The following is a 25,793-nucleotide window of genomic DNA, read 5'->3' as shown; positions in this document are numbered from 1 at the left end:
AATACCTGGCCAGGTTAAGCTACTTTTTCTTTCCCAATCAAGCTATCAATATCAACCTCGTCTATTTGTGAAGGGGCGAGATGTTGCTTGGCATAGTCCAAGTACACACTCGAGGTTAAAAATAGCTCAAAAACATCTGAGTCTATGTGTTGATCTTTCACCATAAACTGCATAATTTTCAGTGACTCTGATAAGGTTTTCGCTTTCTTGTAAGGTCTATCTGAAGCGGTTAAGGCTTCAAAAATATCAGCCACAACAAGGATGCGTTCAGGGATCGATAAGTCTTCTTTCTTCAGTTTTCTTGGGTAGCCTGTGCCTATTAAAGTTTCGTGATGGGTTGACGCCCAACGCGGTACATTGGCTAAATCATCAGGAAATGGCAGGCTATCAAGCATTTTGATGGTGCTTATCATATGTTCATTAATTCTGAATCGGTCTTCATGCGTAAGTGTGCCGCGAGAGACTGTTAGGTTATAAAGCTCGCCTTTATTACTAAGTAGATCTGGGATATCCATTTTGATCCCATATTTTTCGGAATACTCAGGTTTGATTGTTCTGGGTTGAAGATGCTCAGTTTTATCACTGAGTAACATTTCAACACAAGGCAAAGGGGTTTTTAACCCGTGTTTAGCTTCCAGTTCCAACTGCGATAAACCCAACGTATCGTCAAAGTGGCGCTCCCAAGTGATAACAGATAAATTTTCAAGACGGGCAACTGCTTCCTCACTGAGATATTCACCACCTTGATTACATTTAGCAATAAAAGCAAAGTCGTCTTGTAATTGTTTGAACTTTCGCTCAAGTTCGGTTTTGTAAAACCCTTTAGATTCTGGGTGAAGCTGTGTGTTTTGGTGGTAGTCGATGATAGCGTCTCGATATAAAACTTCAAAACGCATTCGGACTTCATGTATACGATTATAAATCGTTTCTAATTTGGTTGCTTTGTCTACGATATATTCAGGTGTAGTGATTTTGCCACAGTCATGTAACCAAGCGGCCATTTTAAATTCACGTTTTTGTTCAGCAGTTTTCAAATTGAAATCACTAAACATGCCGTAATTGGCCGATGAGGCTGCTTCCGCTAACCTAATGCCTATATCTGGCACGCGTTTACAATGACCTGCAGTATAAGGTGATTTGTCATCGATGGCTTGTGCTATCAGTTCAACAAACGACTCTAATAATGCAGCTTGCTGTTTCTCATGTTGTTTTATCGATGATGACATTTCTGCTAAAGACGCGCCAAGCTGATCAAGCTCTTTGATGTTGCTGTGTTCAATAGTGACGTCGTCATACTGCCTGCGTTTAATTTTTTTGTTCTGTGCCATGAGTTTGTGAATGGGTTGCACTATGGGTGCTGAAAACAAGTAAGACAGAGGAAGCAAACAAACAAGGCATGCAGCGGTTAGAAAAATAGATACCTTTACTTGGTTTAAGCTTTTTTGATATAGCTGGTTACTTGGGGTAACAATAGCGAAAAAGGTTTCTTGTCTGTCATTTACCTTAACGGGGCTGATATAAACATAGGTTTCTTGATTATCAATGCTAACAGTGAGCAGAGTATTTTGCAGATTATTTTCGCTGATCGCTTCTAATAAGATTTTGTGAGGAACAGCAAAGGCATGAGCGCTAGATTGGTGAGGATCAGATTTCATTAACCATTTATTCCTTAAGCTTGCCTCTTGAGCATGAGAGATACTTGCCATTGCACGATTTATAATTGGAATTAGGTTTTCAAACTCTGGTTTGAGAAGTAAATGTAAATTAGACGGAAAATCATAATGTGAGAATGATAGAGACTCATTGACTATGACATCTTCTATAAAAAACAGGGATTGTGTTTGTAAAAGTGATAAATGGCTGTCAAGCCCAGCGTCTGCTTTGCCACTTTGTACTGCGAAAAAAACGTCTCTAATGGTGTCAACCTCTAATAGATTGATTGCGGGAAACTGCTGCTTTAGTGGTTGGATGATTGACCAGCCTTTCGCAATTGCTAAGGTTTTACCATTTAGATCAGTAATAACATTAATTTTAGAGGCGTTAGCTCGGGTGACTGTCGCATAGGGTAAATTGAGATAAGGTGCAGACATTAAACCCATACTTTCATTTTCAGGTGTTTTATAGATTGCCTGTAGCCCATCTAATTCATTATTTTTATATTTGCGAACGAGTTCGGGCCAAGTAAAGCCATTCACAAACTCTATTTCTAAACCTGTCATTTGAGCGATCAGGTTCAATTTATCAACTGAATAGCCCCTTGGTTGACCAGAAATGGCAAAGTCGATTGGACTCCAGTCTTTTGAATTAGAAATTTGCAATGACGGTGCATTGCGGACGATTTCTTTCTCACTTTCTGTGAGTGAAAAGTTGCTATATTCGAAGCTGGTATTCTCTGAGTCTTGTTGCTGATTGGTTGCAATAACCTCACCGGTGGCCTGGTAGACAAATAAGTTACTTTCTATGGCAAGATTATGTTTTTTTAGATACTTAGATAAGCTAGAAAGTGCAATATCAACACCTAAAACAGCTTCTGATGCTAGCATGTTTTTAGAGTAGGTTAGCCCGGGTGCTTCTAGAGACTTAAACTGATAAGGTGCTGACTTATAAACCTGTTCATGACTTGCGCCTTTAAACCAAGGGCGTGCTGTCGGGTCGAAGTCATGGGATTCACTGTAACTGATGCGAGGTGTTAAGTTTTTATCTAAAAAAGTGACGGTTCTAGTCGGTATATCAGCATTTGGCGCTATTTCAATTTTTAACCACCTATCAGAAGCCAAAGCGTTCAATTGAATTTTAATTTCTTGGGAGTTCAGATTGATAAGTTGTCCGAAATGGCCAGAGGGTTGGCCGATGAATATAGAGTAATAAAGCGGGTTGTTTTCCATTGCTTTGGAAAACATTTGCAGCTGCTCTTTCGATAAGCTTTCGACTTGGTTAAAGCTATTATTAGTAGAAAGTAGCTCGGTCAATTCATTGGCTTGGTGATCAATTGCTGCTAAGTAATCTCTAGTATATTCAGATGACATCTGAAACTGCTCAAAAGCACTTTGTTTAGCTTGCTGAGTAGAGAAGTGATACTGCAGTAAAATAGCAATGCCCGCAGTTAATGTTGTGGCAATGACAAATATAGAAAAGAGCGTAAACCGAATCGAAAAGCGCCACTTTTTAGTTGAGGGCATGAACACATCCTTGCATGCTTATAAAATATACTAGTTCCTAGCTTAGAAAAGGAATCACAATATTTCCAATGAAAGTTCTTCAAATTTCATTAGGTTAATTCCCAGTATGGTGTTTCTCCAAAATGTGTTTTTAAATAATCTATGAAAACACGTACTTTGGGTGCGAGTAATCTAGAACTAGGGTAAACGGCCCAAATAGAGGTATTGCTAACAAGCGGTGTATCGGTGAGCACGGGGACAAGCTGTTTGGCTTGAATTGCCTTGTAAGCACACCACTGAGAACAAATAGTCAGGCCTAATCCATTGATTGCTGCATCACGAATTGCTTCGCCATTATCTGCACGCAAGAAATGTTTGATTTTAATTGACTGATGCCCTTCGTCAGTTTGAAAAGTCCAAGTATCTAGCCCCATAAGGTCGATACATTGATGATTAAGCAAGTCACTCGGTTGGCTAGGGATACCATATTTATTTAAATAGTCCGGAGATGCACAGACAAGGCGAGTATCTTGTGCAATTTTACGAGCGATCAGACTTGAATCATATAAAGCGGCGTTGCGGATAGCCACATCAAATCCACCCTCGACCATATCAACAATGCTATCGCTTAACCGCAAATCTAAATTTAAGTCAGGGTATTGGGCCATAAACCCATTCAGAGCAGGGATCAGGTGCATTCGTCCAAAAGAAGCGGGTGCAGTAATACGCAGTCTACCTGAAGGGGACATATTACCAGAGCCAACAGAAGCAAATGCGACATCAACACTACTTAATACCTCCTGAGCATGAGGCAAAAATGCGACGCCGTCTTCAGTCAATGATACTTTTCTTGTGGTACGATGTATTAAACGCACACCTAAGCTTTCTTCTAGTCTACTAATATGACTGCTGGCAACGGCAGGAGATAAACCTAACTCTTTGCCTGCTAAACTTATGTTGTGACAAACAGCAATTCGTGTAAATAACTTCAAGTGCTCTATATTCAAGATCTCACCTTCTCAACATTTTGACTTATTATCAAAAATACATTGAAAGTGATGGTAAATATACTGCCTTTATCAATTTTTAAGTTAGAAAAAAAGGCCAGCTTTATAAGCAGGCCCATAATAATTAACTCAACCTATGAAAGTTAATATATTTTTATGCTCTGCGACGTAATGCAAAGCCACCTAGTAGTATTAGCCAAAGCATATTGAGTGAGCCAGCGCTCTCTTCCTCTTCATAATATGAAGAGTCATCATTATTACCAGTGCTGGTATCTACAACAGGTTTTTTACCTAGTGTTTTTACATCAGAGAAATTGCTGTAGGCCTTGATAGTATTATCTGTACCAACTTCATGGAGCGTCATTGTGAAATAATAATTACCATAAGGTGGTTCATCATAATCTGTAAATCGAGTGATATCTTGCCAGTATTGATTGGCATTTAGAGAGCCAAGGTTCACTTGTGCAATCGTATATCCTCTGATTGTACCACCATTATAAGGTGTACTCGTCGCCCACAACTTTAACTCTATTTCTCTGTTTTTATAGTCATCACTATAGTTGCTAACTTTGTCTACTTTAAGCTCAACTGTACTGCCTAAAATTTCAAAACTACATGGACAATCAAGGCCTAAATCATCTGAGCCTGATAGTTGTTGATTAGAAACAACCAGAGGATTCGAAAATGTAACGTGATCCATTAGGTATTCTTGACCATTTTGCACTTCAGTCACCGTTAAAGTAACCGAATAGCTGCCCTCTGGAGGTGTATTATAGGCTTCAGAGAAACGGATACTATGATAGTACTGATTTGCTTGTAATGGGTCTAATTGCTTCTCTGCAATAACATAACCGTTAATGCTACCACTACCACTGTAAGGTGAATTTGTTGCCCATAATTTCAGTTTTAAAGTGCCACTGCTACCTGATGTTCTTAAGTGAGATACTTTCGCAGCTTCAATATTTACTCGACTGCCTTCAATTTGATAGCTACATGGACATTCTAAGTCAATGTTCTGAGATGCATTACCGCCACCATTTCCACCTCCAGAGCCTGAACCTGAGTTGCCACTATCAAATGTTTCTGTGCCGCTAAATTTTTGGTAAGCCATAATGTAGTCTTGGCCATTATACTCAGTTAGAACCAGTGTTAAGTAATACTCGCCATCTGGTGGCTGATTGAAGCTAGCTTGTCTATTGATACTGTGAAAATATGTATTGGGTTGTAGTTGTCCTAAATTAGTTTCAGCAAGGACATAGCCATTAATTGAGCCACCATTATAGGCTTGCTTTGTCGCATAAAGCTTAAGCTTAAGCTTAAGTGAGCCACTAGTGGTGTTTGATTGATTGTTTGCAACCTTACTTACTTTAAGCGTAACTAAGCCATTGTTGAGATCGTATGAGCATGGACAATCTAAACTAAAGTTAGATGAGCTACCACCACCATCGCCAGAGCCGCCACTGCCGCCGCCTTCTCCTCCACCGCTAGTGTTAGAGCTGAATACGAAAGGGTTGTTTGTTGCAGCCATCGAGTCTAAAGATGTATTTAGGTTCGGATATTCAGATACATGCAAGAATAAATAGTAGGTGCCAGCTGGAGGCCTTCTAAACTCTGTAGTAAAACGTACATTTACGAATGACTGGTTTGGGTCTAATGTACCGTACTCAGTACTGCCTTTAAAGGTTGACAGGTTACCTTCAGCTAATACATAAACCGCATTACCCGTTGGACTATTTTGTGTGTTAGCAATGAGTTTTAAATACAAAGTACCAGTACGGTTATTACCTTGATTCGAGATTTTTGGTACATATACTGAAACTTGATTGCCATTTATTGAAAAGTTACCTGTGCCTTCAAACTTGACTTGCGAGTTTGCAAAACTAGATGCGCTAACGATTAAGCTAAATAACGAAACTAAAAATACAAAAGCCCTCATTATTTCGCCCCCAATTCGTCGATAACAACTAAATCAGCACAAAGCGCAGGTTCGTGTAAATCAACAGTCTGTGACGGCGTAAGTAAAGCTAATTCGGCAAACGCAAAATTGGCATCACAAGGTAAATCAAACTGTCCATGAGCAGATAAATTGAGAACAGGGCCAGAGTTCGCTGATACCTGAATAGGCCATGATGAATTATTGATTAGTTGGACTTTTCCATCTTTAATTGTTGAAAAAAATGAAACTCTTAAATTTAATCCATCTTGTTCATGCTCGAAAGCGTATCTCAAGTTTTGCTTAAGCTCACTTGTTACTAGTGTTTGAGTGAATGCCGTCTTTTTTAATGGTTGGTATCCATATTCATTGGCTTTGCTTTGCATGCTGGTTAATAAGCATGAAGCAAAAATCAGAAGGGCTGTTTTACGCAAAATAGGTTCCATGAATTTTGTTGGGGGTTTAAAACGGCGGCGATAATATAGGAAAATCGAATAATAAAAAGGCGGTGTTTTGACGGTTTTTTCGACGCAAAATGTTAAGCAATTAATGTTTAATGAGTTTTATGCAAAGAAAAAGTAAAAAAAGATTTTAAGGACGTGTTGAATTTAGATTAATCCGTTTTATAGGGTGCTTTAAAAAGAATTTGTAAAAGGAGGGGAAGTGAGGAAAGTAGCCTAAAGCATGTTTAGGCTAACAAGCCTGGGACGTTTATTCTGGAATAAACTCGAAAGATGCGGCGCGAGAAAGACGGTTGTTAACTGCCTGCCAGTCGTCGCTCACAGGTGGTGTTTCAACAAAGATTTTAGCCGGTGTCAGCTTATCTAAACAGTATAAGTCGTAGTATAGACCTTTACCGTAACCCGCAGCATCACTGGCGATTTGCTTGATGAGACTTGGCTGAAAATCTAGTGCATTCAGCTCTTTTAAAACCTGCTCTGAGTAGGCAAGTACTGCAATGTTTTTGTTGCTTTCATTTTCAATAGCCTGTGTAAGCTCAGCGGTTTTTACTAAAGTCACCGGTGCATTTGGTTGGTAGTGGGCTTTAACGTTACCTGGCACCGCTTCGTTATGTTCCATCGGCGTTGTAACTGGTTTACCTAAGCATTGCTCAATCTCAGCGGCTGAAATTGGGCCTGCGCGTAATACTCTTAGCTCATCGGATGTTAAATCTAAAATGGTCGATTCAAGCCCATGCTCACACGCGCCACCTTCTAGAACCGCAGGAATTCGACCTGTTAATTGCTCAACCACTTGCTCAGGTACTGTTGGACTTAATTGCTTATAGCGATTTGCCGAAGGTGCAGCTAATCCTGTGTCTAAATCAATTAACACTTTCAAAAACAGCGGGTGAGAAGGCACGCGAAGTGCAATGGTGTCTTTACCACCAGTAACTGGGTTGTTTAGCCCTGCTTTGGTGTTTAAAATAACCGTTAATGGCCCCGGCCAAAATGCGTCAGCAAGTTTTTGTAGATCAGCAGGCTTAGAGTCTGCCCAACGTGCAATATGCGTTTCATCAGGAATATGCACGATTAACGGATGATTTGATGGGCGACCTTTTGCGGCAAAAATTTTTGCCACGGCATCAGGCTGCGTCGCATCCGCGGCAAGGCCGTACACGGTTTCAGTCGGTAGGGCGACACATTCACCTTGTTGTAGTAGCTTAACGGCTTGGGCGATCCCTTCGTCTCCGGTGAGAAGCTCGAGTGTTTCAAATTTATTCATAGGTAAACCTTAAGGATTACAGAGCTGACAATAATAGGGATCGGCAGCAGTTTGTTCGGTATTTTTTAATTCAGTATGGTCGCAGCATTCACAATAATACTTATGCTGCTTTATTTGTTGTGTTGCAAGGCCGCATTGTTCACAAGGCAAACCTGCAATGGCTTCTTTTACAACATAATTTTTGGCATTGCATTTAGGGCAAATGGCACTGAGCCTGTTTGCTAAATCGTCGGCAGCTTTACTGATCATTTGCTGGCGAAGCGGGCAATACATAGCGCGTAAATCTGGCTCAATTAACGCTTCGGTTAATTGCTTGTCAGCTAAAGTTTCAATCAACGTTTCGCTGTTTAACCCTTTTAAGGCTTGCTCATCAAATTTCAGCAACCAACGCTGACCTTGAAAATGATTGAGCTTTTTTAACAAGGTATCGCGGCAAGTCTCACTGTTTACTTGGATACTCGAGATTGCAAAAGGCCCTGAAGCACTCGCATAGATAGCTTGCTCTGTTGCACGTTCATAAAAACATACAATCTCGTCGTTCCAGTTCACTATGCCCGGATAAGGGCCATTGCCAAAACTCCCTTCGCTGCCCAAACCAAATTCGGCACCGAGCAATTCACACGCCATTTTTGCCTTTTTCAAAGCAGCTTCTTTCGGGCTGAGCGTACGCTCAATGTCGCCTGCAAACGTGCCTAAGCGATCGGTGTCAAACGCATGGCTTTCAACTACATCAAAGCCAAGTGGCGCGAGTGCGTTTGCGATGCACTTAGCTTTATCATGTTTAGTGATAATTACAGCTTGATTCATTAATGACACGACCTTCAAACAACTCAATTACCGAAACGAGATTAAAATAGCAAAAGCTCAAAGCCCTGATAAAAACAGGCTTTAAAAAGGGTCGCTATTATACGGTGAGTTGTATAAATTTGTCACTATTTTCGCCTTGTCAGAAGGGGAAGTGGGACGTATGGTTTTTAAATCTGGCGAAGATGGGTGAAGAAAAGGAGAAACTGGGTGTTTCTCCTTAAATAACCTGAACTCAGGTTAAATACGTAAACTTACTTGCCGATCATTTTAGTTGGGCTTTGTGCTGCAAGGTATGCAAACACAGCGTAAACCGCTACGTTCTGGTTTAACTTTGCAGGGTCGATTTTATCTAACGTGTCATCAGCAGTGTGGTGGTAGTCAAAATAGTCAGTACCATCTTGATGTAAAGAGAAAATAGGCACGACTTTTGACTCTTTAAATGGAATTAGATCAGGACCACCAAAAGCGTTATTACGTGCATCGTATTTAACCCCTAAGTCTTTTAAATGCTTAGCAATGGCACGTACTGTCGGTAATGAGTTTGAAGCAACACGAGATTCAACTGCATAGATAAGGTCGGCACCAAAGTCAGACTCTGCCGCAGCAACAATATTACCTAGCTCGTTTTGATGTTTCTTCACGTAAGCTTTCGCCCCCCAAAGACCTTGCTCTTCAGCGGCAAATAACACCACGCGCACACTGCGTTTGGTTTTTGTTAGCTCGCTAATGTGTTTTGCAGCAGCTGTGATAATTGCCACACCTGCGCCATCATCAAGTGCGCCAGTGCCTAAATCCCATGAATCTAAATGCGCGCCTAACAGCACGTATTCGTTTGGCTTTTCCGTGCCGGTAAATTCACCAATGACATTGTAAGAAGTGCCCATGCCTTTTGATTCAGCTTGTACGTTTAAATTAATTTCAACTTTATGACCCAGTTGCAATAAACGTTCAATTTGGTCGGCATCTGGGTTTGCAAGCGCGACTGCTGGAATGGCCTTTATGCCATCTTTGTAATGGTTGCCGCCTGTGTGTGCAAAGCGGTGTTTTGCAGTACTGACAGAGCGCATCATAAACGCCACTGCGCCTTTTTGGCTGGCAACAACGGCACCCCGGTTACGCGCTTGTACAGCAGGGCCGTAACTGTTGCCATCTAGGCTGCGGTCCATGCGATAATTGATAAAGACAATCTTACCTTTTGCGGCATTTTTTGGCGCCGCTTCTAACTCTTCTAAGGTTTCAAAGATGACGATAGGTGCGCGTGTCCCATCTTTTGGCGTGCTGACACTGTTACCAAGCGCGGTGATGTGAATAGGCTGCTTTGACGGCAAAATAATTTCGGCAGATTCAGAATAGCGCAACCAAGCAGGGAATTTTGCAGGTTCTTTCCAAACTTTGTCGAAGCCCAAACGCTTTAGCTCTTTCATCGCCCAGTCTACGGCTTCAAGATCTTTAGGCGTGCCCGCCATACGCGGCCCAACTTCGGTGGTTAGCCTTGCCACAATATCGTAAGCCAACTCACTATTAAGCGACTTCTCTTTTAATTGCTCGGTCACTTTAATCGTATGTGCATCAAAGGTGTCGGCAGCAAACACATTGGCGCTTAACACCAAGGCTGCCAATAATAACTTTTTCATTTTTATAGGCCTGTTGTAAAAATTAAAATGAGTCTGGAACGTTCCATAAACAAATACAAATATTCGCGATGAATGGACGAGGTAAGATCACTTTCGTGCTTATTCGTGTTTATGTTCCTTTAAATACCTGTGTAAGAGTGTTTCAGTAAACATATTGTCGTTATAGTCAGGTAACCAGTCGCTATTGAGCAATTTGGTTGCGGCTAATTTTACGTTTTCACCATCTTGTTTAATGACATGCCACTGAACTTCATTGAAGCCACTGAACTCACCATTGAGTTCACGCCATAGTGCTAAGTCCTGTGTGAGCTTTGCAAGTGTTTGACTTGTTTCTGAATTTTCATGCACGGAATTACCCATTTCTAAACCTTGCAAAATTTGCGTATAAGTAAGATATAACCCAAGGTTCTGCTCAACAGGTGCAGTTAAACTCGCAAACTCAGCAAAGTGTTTAGTAAATAAATTAAACGCCATTTGATTATCGTTATTAGTCATCAGTCCATGAATGTAAGGAATAACATATCTATTTAATTCTGGAGCGAGTTGATACCTTTGCTTAAGCTTCTCGAATGCCACAATTAAGCGCCCATCTTTAGCTGCAAGTGCCGCTTCAACATACCAAACAAAATCGCTATGAATATATTGTTTATCTGTTTGTTTAAATAAAGCTTCTGCATTCTTTAATTGGTTTGTACTGAGTAAGAACAGCACATGCTGTAATTGAAAGTGGGCAAATTTATTGTTGTACTCACTATTCTCATTGTCATAACTGTATTGTTCGTACCAAGCTTCATAGTCCGCAGCAATAGGTTTAGTGAGCGTGTAGAAATCTAACGCATAAAGTGGCGCATTTCGCAGATTCGGTGCAATTAAACGGGCACGTTCAAAGTATTGTTGCGCTTTTTTGCGATCGCGCTTAACTAAATAGGCATAGGCTAATTTTATAAGCACTTCAGGGTCATTTGGGCTTAGCTTGAACGCAGTTTTCAGTGAGGTGAGTGCCTCTGTTGTTTGCTGTTGCGACAGTAAGAAATCACCGTAAAAAAGGTGAAATAAACTACTTTTTTGCTCTAGTAATAGTCCTTGCTCGAAATAGGTTTTTGCTGTTTTTAAGTCACCTTTTTGCTGTTGGAGGGCACCAAGTAGTGCAATGGCATTAATATGATGAGGTTCAATTTCTATGGCTTTTTGCAGCAAGGGTAAACAGCTTGCGTAGGTTTTCGTTTGGCTGTGCTGACCGTAAACAAGCAATTGGTAATCGCTGTTGCACAAACCAAACAAGGCATTAGCGTTGTTGGGGCTTTCATTCAAAATGGTTTTATAGAGTTTGCTCGCTTGGTTAATTGCACTAACCTCACGCTGTTTGACCAAATGATCTGCAAGGGTTAAATCTTCAAAATAAGCTTGTTCATTTGGCTGATTTTTTAACTGCGCTTTTAAATCTTCTTTGATTGAGCCGTTGTTCATAAACCAAAAAACGATAACCGCAAACACAAGAATACATACAGCGAAAGCCGTTAACTTATGCTTTTTCGTTATTTTTTCTGCCAACGTTTGTTGTAAAGCTTGTTTCTTTGAACTGCCTTTTGTTAATGAATATTGTTCTTCACGCTCAAATCTCAGCTCAATATTAGGGGAGAGTCTGTAGCCTTTTCCTGAAATCTGTTCAATGGCTTCAGTAATGGTTTTATCTTGATGAAGAGTTTTTCTTAGTTGCGCTACGGCCTGATAAATAGAGCTATCAGTAACCACGCGAGCGGGCCAAATTTCTTTGGCGATAAAATCTAAACTTAGCGGCGTGTTTTGATGACGAGTTAGCAAGACCAATAAAGCCATAACTTTAGGCGGCAGCGAGCACTCTAACGATTGTTCGGCTAAAGTGAGCTTGTTCAAATGCGGCTCTACATACCAATTGGCGAGTTTGAAAGAGGCTGCTATCTTTTCCATCTTTTTGATTACTATGCTTATTTTTATTTTGAGACAAAATTCAGGGTAAAATTATATGCTTTTTAGGTAATTAACCCAGTGTTTTTTTAAGGTGACTTCAGTTTCAAAAAAGGAGTCATCATGAAAACACTTATGTTAACTAGCTTACTATTATCTTTTGTTTTAAATGCGAAAGAGCTTGATGTCATCATCAAAAACGTTACCGTTATTTCACCGCTTAACCCATACCAAGCCAGCGTTGTAGATAAACATTGGGTTGGCATTAAAGATAATAAAATTAAAACGATATCGGCAAAAGCCTTGAGCGACTCGGATGCTAATGTGATTGACGGTACCGGCAAGTTTTTAATTCCCGGTCTGATGGACGCCCATGTGCATCTAAATCGCATGCCTGGGTTACCCTTTGAGCTTAGCCGGTTTAATGAAAAGGAGATTGCTGAGCTTGAAAGTTTACAGCTGAAATACCAGCAAAGGCAGGGAAAAAATTACTTATATTATGGTGTGACTCAAGTGCTTGAGCCGGGGGCGAGTAAAGAGAGTATGTCGTTATTTCAAAGTAACGGTGTGGCACCAACAAGTTACTTTTGCGGTGCTGTGCCAATTTATCAAGGATATAACGCACAAGGTATAAATTATGAACACCTACATGAAAAGCGCCCATATTATGCGCATCAACAGGGCGATCCAAGTCACCTGCATGAAAAACATATATTAGAAAGTCATTCACCTAAACAATTAGTAAAACGCTTGGCCGATGATGGCGCTATATGCACCAAAGTGTATCTTGAGGATGGTTTTGGTGAGCGTTCAGATATTCCGTTAATCGCTTCTAACACGCTAGATGAACTCAAATCTGCCAGTGAGCACCACGGTTTAAAAATGATGGCTCATGCCAATGCCACCGACATGCAGCGTTTAGGGTTAACTCATAAAATGGATGTGATGGCGCACGGTAATTGGAATTGGCTCGACGAAAGCAGGGTAGGCACAAAAGGTGAATTACCACCTAAAGTAAAAGCTGTCGCCGATGACATTATTCGCTCAGGTGTTGCTTATCAACCAACACTCAACGTCATGCGTGCACTGACCGATGTGATGCGTGAAGGTCATATTACTGAAACGGAATACAAAACAGTATTGAGCAAGGCACAAATGGCTTGGTACCAAACAGAAGCAGGGCAATGGTTTGCACGAGAAATGAAAACAGGTTGGGGCAACATGAGTGATGCACAAAAAATAGCGCGCTTTGAATTTAACCAACAACTTGGTAAACGCGTTTTAAATTACATCTACCAAAACGGAGGCCTTATTTCACTGGCAACCGACACACCACCTGCACCGACCTATGCATCACAACCGGGATTAGCAACCTATTGGGAATTAAAAGATATGCATGACGCAGGCATGAGTTTGGCAAGTATTCTTGCTGCGGCAACTTTGAATAATGCCAAGGCATTTTCGTTAGATAAACAATACGGCACGGTCGAAGTGGGCAAAGTGGCTAATTTGTTGTTGCTGAATGTCAGCCCTTTACAGAGTGTCGAAGCATATAATCATATAGATACGGTTATTCTTAATGGTGAGCCTTTGTCTAGAACGGATTTAGAAATAACAAAATAAATCAGTAGATTGCATTTTGTTTAGGAAGATGTTTTTATGGTCGAGAATGTACCTGATAAGGAAAAGTCATGATCCGCCTTGCAAACCTAGAAGATCTTCCACAAGTACTCAACTTATACCGAGAACTACGTCCGCACGACCCCGAGCTTGAAAAGTCTTTCTCTGAGCAGGTATGGTCTGAGATGATGCGCTGCCCAGAAACACATATAGTGGTGGCAGATATCGAAGGGGAGTTAGCCGCAACTTGCGCGCTGGGTTTAAATAAGAGTATTGCAAATGGCGGTCGACCTTTTGCCATTATTGAACATGTTATCACCGCAGAAAAATTTCGTCGTCGTGGATTAAGTCAACAAGTACTTGAGTTTGGCATTCAAAAAGCATGGGAGCTAAATTGCTACAAAGTTATGCTGCTTTCAGGTGAAAATCTCACTGGCGCACACCGAGTATATGAGTCGGTCGGGTTTAAAGCGGGTATTGAGAAGGGCTTTGTGATTAAAGCACCAAAGAAATAACAAAAAATAAATGAATAAAACAATATTAGTTACCAAAAGGCTCACCTTAGCCCCTTTAAATGAAAGCGATAAGTCTCTTTTCATTCAGTTATGTATGGACCCTGAGGTGATGGAACACTGTTATGATCCTAGTACGTTAGAAGAAGCTGAGGCTGGCTTTGAAGCTTTTACTCAGCCGTAGGATAGCAACAGTCATGATTGGTTATGTTTTGGTATCACCGAAACTAATACTGGTGAAAAAGTCGGAAATATCTCGGTTAAAATACTTGATCACGAGCAACGTATTGGCGAAGTCGGGTTTTTATTAAATCCTTGCAAGCAAGGCAAAGGGTATGCGTTTGAAGCGCTTAAAAAGGTAAAGGCGTTTTCTTCTGATGTACTTAATCTAAAAAAGCTGAAAGCGATTTGCTCGACTCAAAATACGAGCTCGATAAAGTTATTAGAAAAGTCAGGTTTCATCCAAGCAGCATTACTTAAAGATAATGTTGTGATAAAAGGTAGGTCAATTGATGACTACCAATATGAATACATTCGTTAAACAATAAATATAAAAGGTAAATAATGAAAAAATTAGCCATAGCAACAGTTGCTCTTGTACTTTCTGGTTGTATGTCTACGCCTGAATCAGTCAACTTCAATGGTGAGACGGTGGGTACATATAGTGTTGCAGCGAGTTGTAGCGATATGCTGTTAGATACAGATTGTTCAGGCATGACCGGTGCCACAAAAGATATTGAGTTAGCTGGTATTAAATTGAGAGCTGCAGCAGGTCAGTCAGGTAAAGTCGTATTTATTATGTCTGAATCGAGTTTCAGCACAGATCAAAATGCGCTTCAAAATGGTGCTAAATCTTTAGAGAAACTATTCAAAGACAATGGCATTCAAATTGAGTCGAAGAAAGTGATGTTTGGTGGTGGCGACGTATACGGCGTGCATTTTCAATTAAGTGACAATGGCTATCGCTTGTTAAAATCACTGTAATTTCATATGGGCTTATATTTTTGTAAGCCCATAAATCATTTCATTACGACATTTGGCCGCTGACTATTTGCTGAAAGTTAAAGTGAGTGCCCATTCTCTTAGAACAATTAAAATCATAAAGTCATACCTTATCACTTTAAGTTATAACAATTTCGTAACAAATTCTGTGCAGCTGTATTTAAGTTAGTACAAACTTTGCTCAAACAATACACGTCTAGACGTATGCGCATTTTTAGACCAGTGTAATGGAGGTTTTACAGTAAAAAATGAAATATTTAGAGTTGTTGCACCTATAATAAAAACAAATTGACAGCGTTGGACATTTGTTCTTTTCTTGTTGCTTGTAAATGGTTTGTTAATCATTTGCGATCTAAAAACAAGATAAGGAATCAAAATGAAAACCAAGTTGAACAAAACTACACAGGCACTTATTTTTTGCGGTGCATTGGTCCCAGCAGTTCATGCATCGACACTGATAGATGAAAGCAGTATCGAAACAAATCAGGCTGAGCGTTACATAGTTACACTTAAAAGTGAACAAGGCACAATTGCCCAGCCTTTTGAGCTAAGCCCACAACAAACCAAACAGCTTCAAATGAATCGTCTTCAGTCAGTTGCACTGACGGTATCGGCTCAAGCTGAACAAGTTTTACCGTCAATTAATGCTGTGTCTATGTCTCTAACTTCTGAGCAAAAAGCTTTGTTAGCTGCACGCTCAGATGTGTTGTCTATCGAAGTAGATCCAAAGCGTTACCTGATGGCTGAAAGCACGCCTTATGGCATCAATATGGTGCAAGCTAACCAATTAGCAGACACCATGTCGGGTAATCGTAAGGTATGTATCATGGATACAGGTTATACCTTAAATCATCCTGACTTACCTTCAACGGGGATCACAGGTGATGACGGCTACGGCAGTAACAATACTGGTAACTGGTACAACGACGGCAACGGTCACGGTACACACGTAGCGGGCACGATTGCTGCAATTGGTGGTAATGGTCAAGGCGTGGTGGGGGTAAACCCATCTGGTCAGCTTGGTTTGCATATTGTTAAAGTATTTAACGATTCAGGCCGTTGGGCTTATGGTTCGGACTTAGTAAAAGCGATTGAGCAATGTCAACTAGCGGGTGCGAACGTCACGAGTATGAGTCTTGGAGGCTCAGGCCAGTCAAATGCAGAGCGTCAAGCATTTGCAAACAGCTATGCGCAAGGCATGCTGCATATTGCCGCAGCTGGTAATGGTGGTAATAGTTCTATGAGCTATCCAGCATCATATGACTCGGTTGTTTCAGTAGCAGCGGTTGATAGCCGTGAAAACAAAGCATCATTCTCGCAATACAACAGCCAAGTTGAAATCGCTGCACCGGGTGTTGGTGTTAATTCGACGTGGAATAATAACAACTATCGAAGCATTAGCGGCACATCAATGGCAACGCCACATGTATCGGGTGTTGCAGCACTCGTATGGAGTCATTTCCCTGAGTGTAACAACCAGCAAATTCGTGATGCATTAAACTCTACAGCTAAAGATAAAGGTGCTGCAGGGCGTGATACTTCCTATGGTCATGGTATTGTGCAAGCAAAAGCAGCATACGACTATTTAGCTTCAAGCACATGTGAAGGCCCGGGTGATGCTAAACCAGTTGCGAGTTTCAAAGTAACGCTGAACGGTAAAAGCATACAACTAACTGACAGCTCATATGACGATAAGGGGATTGCAGCTTACTCGTGGGAGTTTGGTGATGGGGCAACTAGTTCAAGCAAAAACCCAAGCCACACTTATGCAAGTGCTGGAGAATATACTGTTAAGTTGACAGTAAGGGACACAGTTGGTCAGGTTGCTAGTAAATCTGAAGTCATCAAGGTAACTGATGGCAATACGGGTGGATGTAATGGTACGCCAACATGGTCAGCAGGTAAGGTTTACTTATCTAAAGATCGCGTTTCATTAAATGGCAATTTGTACGAAGCGAAGTGGTGGAACATAGATCAAAACCCAGAGCAATTCTCAGGTCGTTGGGATGTATGGGCGAACAAAGGCGCTTGTAAGTAACGTTTTTAAATAAATTCCCAATACTTTTGTTATTAAAGGCAATTTAGGTAACTAAATTGCCTTTTTTCTCGACTTGTGACTAATCTTTGCATTCATTTTTCGTACTCATTGTTATGACAAGCTACGTTTAATAAAAAATCAGAACACTTAAACTTATGAAATGGTTAAAACATACTGATGACAGCTTTGATGCATTGCTGACTGATTGCTATCAGCAGCGCGAAATGGAAATGGAGAACCACATCAACAAAATTCGTTTTTTTGGTTTGATGGCGCTGTTTTTACTCGAATTACTGGTCGGTACGTTAGGTCAGGGACTGGATTTAATTTTAATCAGTGTCGATCTTGGTTCGATGGTTATAACAGCAGTTTGGTGTTGGCTGGTTCGGCACTGGGCAACTACAGGCAGCTATAAGCCTTGGCTCAAGTATGTGTCAATTTTATTCGATTATGTGATTATTTTAGCCATTACATTAGAAATGGAATATTTGGCTGAGATAGGGCATTTCTTACGCGATTTGCACCAAACACAATTTGAATTGATGCTGATCAGTGCGCTAATCCTATTTAATGTCATGAGTGCATTCAGGCAAGGTCGCGTGATTATTTACTTTTCGACGCTGTGTTGTTTAGCCTCGACAACGCTTATTTTAGAGCACAGTCATACTGCCCGAACCATAGAAATACATGAGCAAATTATTGTGCTATTTTCAGGGCTGCTCGCGTGGTCACTGTCTCATTACATCACCAATACTTACACGCGTTTGCGTCATCGCGAGCGGTTATTACGTTATCTGCCAGAAAAGCTGGTCAGTGCGGTCGAAACCGGGGCCGTAGACATAGAGCCCGGAGGCGAGCGCCGTAACGTCACTGTTTTAATGGCTGATATTCGCAGCTTTACAGGTCTGTGTGAGCAAAACGATCCCGAAGTGGTGACTGGCATGCTAAACCGCTACTTTTCAGCCATGAGTGTGCCGATTTTTAAACATGATGGCATGATAGATAAATTCATCGGTGATGCCATTATGGCGGTATTTGGCGCGCCCCAAGAGAAAAGTAACAATGCCGATAACACGATTTTAGCCGCACAAGAAATGCTGACTCAGTTGGCTGTTTTAAACAGCGAGTTTGCTAAAGAAGGCTTGCCGCAGTTAGAAATCGGTATTGGTATTCACAGTGGCGAAGCCATTGCGGGCAATGTGGGCAGCATCAGTTGTATGGATTACACCGTGATTGGCGATACGGTTAATGTTGCAGCGCGCATCGAAAGCCAAACCAAAGCATTGGGTTATAAGTTATTGATAAGCCAATCAACGGCCGAGCAGTCACAGCTTGAGTCGTTGAATAAAGTCGCCAATGTGCATTTAAAAGGGCGAGATAAAACCATCGATTTATACTCGCTCTCGTGTTCATAAAAACCTTAAAAAGCGCATTACCAACATAATGCGCTTTGTTTAGTTGAGCTTATGGCTCAGCCAATAGCTTTTTCACTTCGTCACTGTCTTGGTCTTGATAATTCTCAAAACTTAACCCCATAAACTCAGGCAAGGTCGCACTGATAAATATTGACGACAAGGTGCCTGCAGTTAAACCAATTAACAGGGCGCTGGCGAAGCCATTTAAAGCATCGCCGCCGAGTAACCAAATGGCAAAAACGGTCGCAAGGGTGGTGAATGAGGTAATAAGCGTGCGGCGTAAAGTGCTTTGCAATGCTTCATTTATAGAATGACCAATGTGTTGCTCAGGTTTGGCACGAATGAGTTCACGAATACGGTCGCCAATGATAATACTGTCGTTGAGCGAGTAACCGATAATCGCTAAAAGTGCTGCCAATACCGTTAAATCGAAGGTTAAACCAAGCACTGTGAATAAAGCGATGGTGATTAATACATCGTGGAACAGTGCGACAGTTGCAGCAACGGCGAGTCGCCATTCAAAACGCACCATTAAATAAATCAACACAGACACCACAGCAAACACAGCCGCCAGTGCACCACTGGTTTTGAGCTCCTCACCTACTTGAGCGCCTAAAAACTTACTTTCTAAGATATGGGCATTTAATTGTGACTCAATAGCAGTTTGAAAAGCGGCGATTGAATCTGAAGCTACGTCGGGTAAAAACAACACACGCCAATGGCCGTCTTGGCTTTGCGATAAGCTAAATGCGTCTGATGTTAAGGTACTTAATGTGGTTTGCAGTTCACTCATACTGGTTAGCGACATTAACGTAAAGTCTAAAACGGTACCCCCCGTAAAATCTAAACCAAATGCAATGGGGTTAAGGGCTAAAACGCCAAGGCTAACAACAATAGCAAGTAGACTAAATATAAAGCCCATTTTACGGGCAGATTGCCAAATATTATGCATGATGCGCTCCTTCTTTCTTTGTTGTTACTGATTCAAGTTGGGCCTTGTTTTTATCTTTTTGATGCTCTTTTTTTCTCTCATGTTTAAGAAAGAGTGGTGACAGGTAAGACGACACCAATACGCCCGAGAACAAACTGGTTAAGATCCCAAGGGCTAACGTAATAGCAAAACCTTTGATTGGGCCATAACCTACACCAAGTAAAACCAGCGCAGTGATCATCGTCGTTAGGTTCGCATCGATAATGCTCGACATAGCATGTTCATAGCCGCGTTTTAAAGCGCCAAGTGTGCTTGCTCCTTGTTTGATTTCATCACGAATGCGCTCAAAAATAATCACATTGGTATCGACCGCCATACCTATGGTGAGTACTAAACCTGCGATCCCGGGTAGGGTTAACACCGCTCCAGGTAATAACGACATTAACCCAAGTAAACAGACCAGATTCACCACCAATGCAATGATGGCGACTACACCGAGTCGCCCGTAGCAGGCCAACATGAATAGTAGGGTGATGGCTAAGCCCAGTTTGAGAGCATTAAACCCGTTTTCAATGTTTTGCTCGCCTAGGCTTGGGCCAATCGTTTGCTCCTCAACAATGGTGATAGGTGCCTGAAGTGACCCGGCACGTAATACCATAGCCAGCTCTTGTGCACGCTGCATGGTGCCTAAATTAGTGATACTAAATTGGCGGTTTAGGGCTTGTTGAATGGTGGCGACCGAAATCACTTCTTGTTGTTTAACCACATCCCCTTTTTGATTTTGGTGATATTCGCCATATAAAGTTGCCATTGGCTTACCAATGTTTTGACGTGAAAAACGACTCATTTTGTCGCCACCCGCAGGCGAGAGCATTAACTGTACCAATGGCTGACCAGACTCATCACGACCCGCCTGCGCAGACTCAATATCTGAGCCGGTAAAAATAGGCAGCGGGTTTAGGTTCGTGGTGCCGCCTTCTTTATATTTGTAAGTGTGACCACCAATGTCTTTCAATGCGTGAAAAGACAACTCAGCAGTTGCCCCAATTAAGCGTTTTGCAGCAGCTGGATCTTGTACACCCGGTAACTCAATTCGAATATGCTGCTTACCTTGACGTTGTGTAACAGCTTCTGTGATCCCCAATTGTTCGATACGCGAGCGCAAAGTACTAATGGCTTGGCCTATTGCTTGTTCAGCAATTTGCTTTTGGCTGGCTTCGTCAAAACCAAGTTGCCAAATCACTTGGCTTGCCGTGTTTTGTTCAATACTCGTAAGGCTTGGGTAGTCTGCTTTTAAAAGCTTCACTAAGGTCGCGAGCTTATCTGCTTGGTTACTATTGGCTTTTACGACCACGCTATTATCACGGGCAGCTTCAATCTTGATGCCACGTAATTTGTGCTCAATGCGATAATCTTTTGCGACTAAACGCAGTTTTTCAAGACGCTCTTCAAGGGCTTTGTCGGTATCGACTTTTAATACAAATAGCACGCCGCCGTTTAAATCTAAACCCAACTTTAAAGGGGATAAATTAAAACTTTGCAGCCATGCGGGCGTGGTAGCTTCACTTTGTACGCTAATATTTGCTGCGCTTTGTAGTTGTTTTTGCAACTTTTTTTGTAATAAGGCTTGCGCATTCACACTTGCTTTTGGGTGTTCAAGCAAGACACGAATTTCACCGGTTTGATGATTTACAGTCGCTTCGCGCACAGGCAACTTTGCGTCTTCAAGGTATTGGCTAATTTGAGTCGCCGATAGCGTATTGTTATGACTGTTGACCTTTAATACCGTGTTATTTGGATACAGGTTAGGTAGCGCGCTAATTGCCAAAAATACAATGACTAACAGCAACGCCCATGGGGTCAAACGGTTGTTTGACGTAGGGTTTAATTGATTTTTCATAATTCACTCATCTAGGGCGGCAAAACACCGTTTTGCCGAAAAAATTAAAAGATTTTTTTGCGATAAGTGAAATTAAGCGTGGTAGGTGAGCTGAGCTTTATAAACTAAATTGGCAGGTTTGCAGGCATCAATAAAGCCGTGATTTGGCCGCGTGTTGCACTGATACCAAGGTTGTTCGAGCTTGTCAGTTTGCAAGCGGTTTTCGCTAATGTAAGTGTCTAACATCAGCTCAAAAACTAAAATAAACTCGCTTTGCTGTTTAGGGTGTAAAAACCGAATAGCTTGCTGTTGAGAAGGGCGCTCAATAATCGAAAACAACCCCGAATCATCGGTAGTAATATGATGTTTTTGAGATTGCTGCTGCGATAAAAACTCATCACCAACTTCAAACAAACTTTGATAACTAGTTTGGCTTTGAACATTATTCTGCACACGCGCAATCTGTTCGGCAGATGACGGGGCAACGGCAAACAGTAAAAGCAGCACAGCAAGAATTTTTAAAATTCGGTTCAAAGCAACAAGTTCAAATTAAAAGCGTGCAAGTATGATAAGGGCGGTATGATTTTTATCAAGGGGAAGATAGCTTATTTGGTCATTTATATTAGATTTGGTTGAACCTATATAAGAAACGCTATATCGTTATTTCGATAAATATCTATAAATTATAGATACCTCACAGATATGAGTAAGTGCTAAGAACTCAGATTTAAAAGTAAAATTATGGAACATTGGCGAAACCTGAGCTTATTTAAGAAGTTTATTTTTGGCATGCTTGCAATCATTGGTGTTTTGCTATTACCTGAACTTATTTTTTTTATGCAAGTAGGGGGCATTGAGTTAATCTTTGGCTTTATGGTGATGTACATTCAATCAATGCGCACTTGGCTTGAAATAAAGCGTCAATCATTCAAACGTATTATTAATACCATTTATACTTCTTTACTGAGTACAACTGCATTTAAGCCTCGTACGTTTTATCTGCAAAGCACTTTTTGTGTGATTGCTTTTGTCGTAACCGGTTCCATCAGCTTATCCATGGTCTTTTTTATGCCGGGCATGCTGCTCAATAATTTATCTGTGTGATCTTTTTAGGCTTTCTAGATACTGTTCATTTCACCCATTCAATGAAATGAATTGATTTTCAAAAGTACAAAAATTAAAAACAATATCATTTAAACAAGGAGTTTATTTATGTCTCATCAAACTTTATCGAAATTAGTGATGAAATGGGCTATCGCTACACTGGCTATCGTGTGTGCAATGCAAATGCTCTCGACTCATATTCAGTTTCTTTATCTTACTGAGGACGATTCAGTTGGTTTAGATACTCTAGGTAACAACAACTTTTCTGCACTCATGACTGCTATTGTTATGGTGTTTTTGTGTATCAAAGATGTGTCATTAAAACTTTTAAAAGAAATTAACGAAAAAACTGAATTCACAGCAAATGAACTTTAAGAAGCAAGTCTGTTAATCACGTTTCAGTTCAAGAACTTTTTGGAGAAAACCATGCTTTTGGGGATCAATCATATAACCATCGCAGTAAGTGATTTAGATCGCTCTATTTTGTTCTATCGAGATATTCTTGGGTTCACGGCACATGTAAAATGGGACAATGGCGCTTACTTATCTGTTGGCGAGCTATGGTTTTGCTTGTCATGTGATGAGCCGTGTAGCAAAGATGACTATACCCATATTGCTTTTGATATTGCACCTGAGCAATTTGAGGGTTTTAAAGCGCGTGTTCTTTCAAAGGGGGTGTCACAGTGGAAAAACAACAAAAGTGAAGGCTTGTCACTTTATATTTTGGACCCAGACGGTCATAAATTAGAAATACATGTGGGTGATCTGCAAAGCAGATTGTCATCTTTGAAAGCTCACTCATATAAAGGCCTGGTCTGGCTTTGAATATAAACTTACCAGGTCTTATAAAGCGAATAACATTTTGACAGAAGCTGATTTCCTGTTTTTGATCAGATAAAACTGTTTTATTTTTGACACTTCACGATAAAGTGCTTAACAAATTCAGACATACCAGCTGGAATAAACTTATTTCTCAAAAAATTTAACAGATCAGAGGTGTTATGGCTCGCATTAGCAAAACACCTGCTCAGACCCTTTAAACACTGATTTTTGGTTATTTTCTTATAGAGCGCTTAGCTCTCTTCGTTATATGTTATTGCCTGATATTGTAGATAATCATAATTTTAAATTTGATTTTACATTTTCTTAAAGTTATTTTTGTACTGTAAAAGGGACAAATCTAATAATTCATAAAAATAGAGAAAGTAAGATGAAATCTAAATTTAAAAAAAGCTTAATTTGCGCAGCAATCTTAAGTTCGAGCGTGGCTGTTGCGAACACAGCGCTAGACTCAAATAACAAAAAAGCTGATTATCTAATTACTTATGAAGCATCTAGCCTTCCAGCTGAGTATCAACAACAAATCATCAAAAACATCACTCAAGTTGCCAAAGGTACTGTAGGTTTAATTTCGTTAACAGAAGAGCAAGCAAGCGCGCTTCAGCAGATTTCTGGTGTGCGTGTAGAGCTAGATGTAGAACGTTTTGCAATTCTACCTCAGTCTCCAAGTAATTTTGTGCTGGAACAAGTTGACAGCGATGTCACTGCGGCTAACTTCACGAATAATGAGTTCGAAAATCTAGCTCAACAAGAAGTGACTCCTTACGGCATTACATTGACTAAGTCTGATTTAGTTGCTGATCCTGCGAATAATGGCATCAAAGTGTGTGTTATCGATTCTGGTATTCAAGGCAACCACGAAGAGTTTGCAGCAACTAATTTGAGCGGTAACCACAGTGATTACTCTGATTTTTGGTTTAACGATGCAGTTGACCACGGTACACACGTAGCGGGTACTATCATTGCTAACCGTGATGGTAAAGGTGTTGTAGGTGTGGTTTCTAATGGTGCCGTAGACACATATGTGCAAAAGCTATCTCGCACAGCACATGGTGCAAACTCAGGTTTCAGAACTTCACATATTCTAGAAACAATGGAAGTGTGTGCGAACCAAGGTGCGAACATCATCAATATGTCACTAGGTGGTTCTCGTTCGTCTGATACGGAGCGTGATGTAGTAGACCGTTTGACTAATCGTGGTGTGTTAATTGTTGCAGCCGCTGGTAACCATGGTTCAACAGCGACTGATGGTGATGACTCATACCTATTCCCTGCGTCATACAAAAATGTTATGTCGGTAGCGTCAGTTGATCAAAATACTGAAATTTCAACTTTCTCTGCGGTTAACGATCAAGTTGAAATTGCAGCCCCGGGTACACGTGTACTTTCTACTGTTGATAGCGAGTCTGTAAATGTAAATCGTTTTATCTGGAATGCGAAAACTGGCGGTTTTTTCTCTTCTGGCTTTAAGCAAATTGATGCAGGTAACACACCTTATCCACGCATCTCACAATTAAGCGAAAGCTGTTTCTATAAGATCCCATTTGATGCATTCTTAAGCCAGTACTTTGACGGTACATTAAGTGCTACTGACAAAGCGGGTTTTGATGCTGCTACAGCAGCATGTCAAGCAAATGAAGGTCAAGTTCTAGTAACATACTTCGATGTGCCAGCAGGTATTCCTGAGTGGGTATCAAGAGACGTTCATAATATTGACTACGCAACTGATTTCCCAACATTAACCGTTGCAAATGTGGTTGGTGAATTAATTAATAGCAGTGGTCTGATGCTAACTGAATATAACAAGTATGGTTATGAGTATAAGTCAGGTACATCAATGGCAACGCCGCATGTATCAGGTGTTGCAGCGAAAGTATGGAGCCACTTCCCAAATTGTACAGGTTCTCAAATCCGCGACGTTCTTAACTTTACTGCGACGGATATTGGTACTGAAGGTAAAGATCACGAGTTTGGTCATGGTTTAGTTGATGCAAAAGCAGCATATGACTTTATCGCAGCAAATGGCTGTGATGTTCCAGAATCAACCTGTCCAAAAGCATGGTATGAAAACCAAGCTTATACGAAAGGCGATCAAGTAACCTTTAACGGTCAAATTTTCGAGGCTAATTATTGGACTAAAAATGATCAGCCATCAGAAAATGAAGGTCAATATAAGCAGTGGAAACTTGCAGGTAGCTGTGCACTGTAATTAATGGTTTGATGCGAAAATAAAAATGGCTTGTC

General features: G+C 40.9%; 21 protein-coding genes and 1 pseudogene. 11 read left to right on the top strand and 11 right to left on the bottom strand.

What is annotated here, in order from left to right:
* Nucleotides 1-14: 14 nt before the first annotated feature.
* The 8 genes from C1E24_RS08690 to C1E24_RS08655 form a co-directional block, all read right to left on the bottom strand.
* The gene (locus tag C1E24_RS08690; RefSeq protein ID WP_138480585.1) at nt 15-3,179 is read right to left on the bottom strand and encodes an HD domain-containing phosphohydrolase; all 3,165 of its coding nucleotides are present in this window, start codon (nt 3,177-3,179) and stop codon (nt 15-17) included.
* An 89-nt stretch (nt 3,180-3,268) separates the two neighbouring features.
* Nucleotides 3,269-4,165, bottom strand: coding sequence for a LysR family transcriptional regulator (locus C1E24_RS08685; protein ID WP_138480583.1), 897 nt, complete (start codon nt 4,163-4,165; stop codon nt 3,269-3,271).
* A gap of 154 nt (nt 4,166-4,319) precedes the next feature.
* Complete coding sequence (locus tag C1E24_RS08680; RefSeq protein ID WP_138480581.1) at nt 4,320-6,101, bottom strand: hypothetical protein; 1,782 nt, start codon at nt 6,099-6,101, stop codon at nt 4,320-4,322.
* The gene (locus C1E24_RS08675; RefSeq protein WP_138480579.1) at nt 6,101-6,532 is read right to left on the bottom strand and encodes a hypothetical protein; all 432 of its coding nucleotides are present in this window, start codon (nt 6,530-6,532) and stop codon (nt 6,101-6,103) included. Before C1E24_RS08675 ends, C1E24_RS08680 begins: the two co-directional genes overlap by 1 nt.
* A gap of 277 nt (nt 6,533-6,809) precedes the next feature.
* Nucleotides 6,810-7,823 (bottom strand): L-threonylcarbamoyladenylate synthase, encoded by a 1,014-nt coding sequence (locus C1E24_RS08670; protein ID WP_138480577.1) that lies wholly within the window; start codon nt 7,821-7,823, stop codon nt 6,810-6,812.
* A gap of 9 nt (nt 7,824-7,832) precedes the next feature.
* Nucleotides 7,833-8,630, bottom strand: a complete 798-nt coding sequence (locus C1E24_RS08665) for a DUF6671 family protein (RefSeq protein ID WP_138480575.1) — start codon at nt 8,628-8,630, stop codon at nt 7,833-7,835.
* Nucleotides 8,631-8,881: 251 nt separating this feature from the next.
* Nucleotides 8,882-10,264, bottom strand: coding sequence for a M20/M25/M40 family metallo-hydrolase (locus C1E24_RS08660; protein ID WP_138480573.1), 1,383 nt, complete (start codon nt 10,262-10,264; stop codon nt 8,882-8,884).
* Between the two features lie 99 nt (nt 10,265-10,363).
* Nucleotides 10,364-12,211 (bottom strand): tetratricopeptide repeat protein, encoded by a 1,848-nt coding sequence (locus tag C1E24_RS08655; protein ID WP_138480571.1) that lies wholly within the window; start codon nt 12,209-12,211, stop codon nt 10,364-10,366.
* Nucleotides 12,212-12,331: 120 nt separating this feature from the next.
* Between C1E24_RS08655 and C1E24_RS08650 the strand changes: the two genes are divergently transcribed.
* The 7 genes and pseudogenes from C1E24_RS08650 (at nt 12,332) to C1E24_RS08620 (ending at nt 18,795) form a co-directional block, all read left to right on the top strand.
* Entirely contained in the window at nt 12,332-13,831 is a 1,500-nt protein-coding gene (locus C1E24_RS08650) for an amidohydrolase family protein (RefSeq protein ID WP_138480569.1), read from the top strand.
* 68 nt (nt 13,832-13,899) lie between these two features.
* Complete coding sequence (locus tag C1E24_RS08645) at nt 13,900-14,343, top strand: GNAT family N-acetyltransferase (RefSeq protein ID WP_138480567.1); 444 nt, start codon at nt 13,900-13,902, stop codon at nt 14,341-14,343.
* 10 nt (nt 14,344-14,353) lie between these two features.
* The gene (locus tag C1E24_RS08640) at nt 14,354-14,524 is read left to right on the top strand and encodes a GNAT family N-acetyltransferase (RefSeq protein ID WP_138480565.1); all 171 of its coding nucleotides are present in this window, start codon (nt 14,354-14,356) and stop codon (nt 14,522-14,524) included.
* A 21-nt stretch (nt 14,525-14,545) separates the two neighbouring features.
* Nucleotides 14,546-14,881: pseudogene (locus tag C1E24_RS21230) on the top strand (GNAT family N-acetyltransferase); the annotation flags it as partial.
* Between the two features lie 23 nt (nt 14,882-14,904).
* On the top strand, nt 14,905-15,324 hold the full coding sequence (locus tag C1E24_RS08630) for a hypothetical protein (RefSeq protein WP_138480563.1): 420 nt from the start codon (nt 14,905-14,907) through the stop codon (nt 15,322-15,324).
* Nucleotides 15,325-15,718: 394 nt separating this feature from the next.
* Nucleotides 15,719-17,380: a S8 family serine peptidase gene (locus C1E24_RS08625; protein ID WP_138480562.1), complete on the top strand. Its 1,662-nt coding sequence runs from the start codon at nt 15,719-15,721 to the stop codon at nt 17,378-17,380.
* A 155-nt stretch (nt 17,381-17,535) separates the two neighbouring features.
* The gene (locus C1E24_RS08620; protein WP_138480560.1) at nt 17,536-18,795 is read left to right on the top strand and encodes an adenylate/guanylate cyclase domain-containing protein; all 1,260 of its coding nucleotides are present in this window, start codon (nt 17,536-17,538) and stop codon (nt 18,793-18,795) included.
* A gap of 49 nt (nt 18,796-18,844) precedes the next feature.
* Here the strand turns inward: C1E24_RS08620 and secF are convergent, their stop codons facing one another.
* The 3 genes from secF to C1E24_RS08605 form a co-directional block, all read right to left on the bottom strand.
* Nucleotides 18,845-19,747 carry a protein translocase subunit SecF gene (secF, locus tag C1E24_RS08615; RefSeq protein WP_138480558.1) on the bottom strand — a complete coding sequence of 301 codons (903 nt, stop codon included), beginning with the start codon at nt 19,745-19,747 and terminating at the stop codon, nt 18,845-18,847.
* Nucleotides 19,740-21,626, bottom strand: a complete 1,887-nt coding sequence (gene secD / locus C1E24_RS08610; RefSeq protein ID WP_138480556.1) for a protein translocase subunit SecD — start codon at nt 21,624-21,626, stop codon at nt 19,740-19,742. The genes secF and secD overlap by 8 nt, the downstream gene beginning before the upstream one ends.
* Before the next feature lie 72 nt (nt 21,627-21,698).
* Nucleotides 21,699-22,139 (bottom strand): hypothetical protein, encoded by a 441-nt coding sequence (locus C1E24_RS08605; RefSeq protein ID WP_138480554.1) that lies wholly within the window; start codon nt 22,137-22,139, stop codon nt 21,699-21,701.
* Between the two features lie 207 nt (nt 22,140-22,346).
* Here C1E24_RS08605 and C1E24_RS08600 point away from each other — a divergent pair, with 207 nt between their 5' ends.
* From C1E24_RS08600 to C1E24_RS21035, 4 genes are all read left to right on the top strand, one after another.
* Nucleotides 22,347-22,709: a hypothetical protein gene (locus tag C1E24_RS08600; protein WP_138480552.1), complete on the top strand. Its 363-nt coding sequence runs from the start codon at nt 22,347-22,349 to the stop codon at nt 22,707-22,709.
* Nucleotides 22,710-22,817: 108 nt separating this feature from the next.
* Nucleotides 22,818-23,084 (top strand): hypothetical protein, encoded by a 267-nt coding sequence (locus C1E24_RS08595; RefSeq protein ID WP_138480550.1) that lies wholly within the window; start codon nt 22,818-22,820, stop codon nt 23,082-23,084.
* Nucleotides 23,085-23,135: 51 nt separating this feature from the next.
* On the top strand, nt 23,136-23,534 hold the full coding sequence (gene fos / locus C1E24_RS08590) for a fosfomycin resistance glutathione transferase (protein ID WP_138480548.1): 399 nt from the start codon (nt 23,136-23,138) through the stop codon (nt 23,532-23,534).
* Between the two features lie 385 nt (nt 23,535-23,919).
* Complete coding sequence (locus tag C1E24_RS21035) at nt 23,920-25,758, top strand: S8 family peptidase (RefSeq protein ID WP_138480546.1); 1,839 nt, start codon at nt 23,920-23,922, stop codon at nt 25,756-25,758.
* The last annotated feature ends 35 nt before the right edge of the window (nt 25,759-25,793 follow it).

Source organism: Pseudoalteromonas phenolica, from assembly GCF_005876835.1.
Taxonomy (GTDB): domain Bacteria; phylum Pseudomonadota; class Gammaproteobacteria; order Enterobacterales; family Alteromonadaceae; genus Pseudoalteromonas; species Pseudoalteromonas phenolica_B.
Note: the sequence above shows the minus strand (reverse complement) of the source record. Positions and strands in the feature narration are given on the sequence as shown.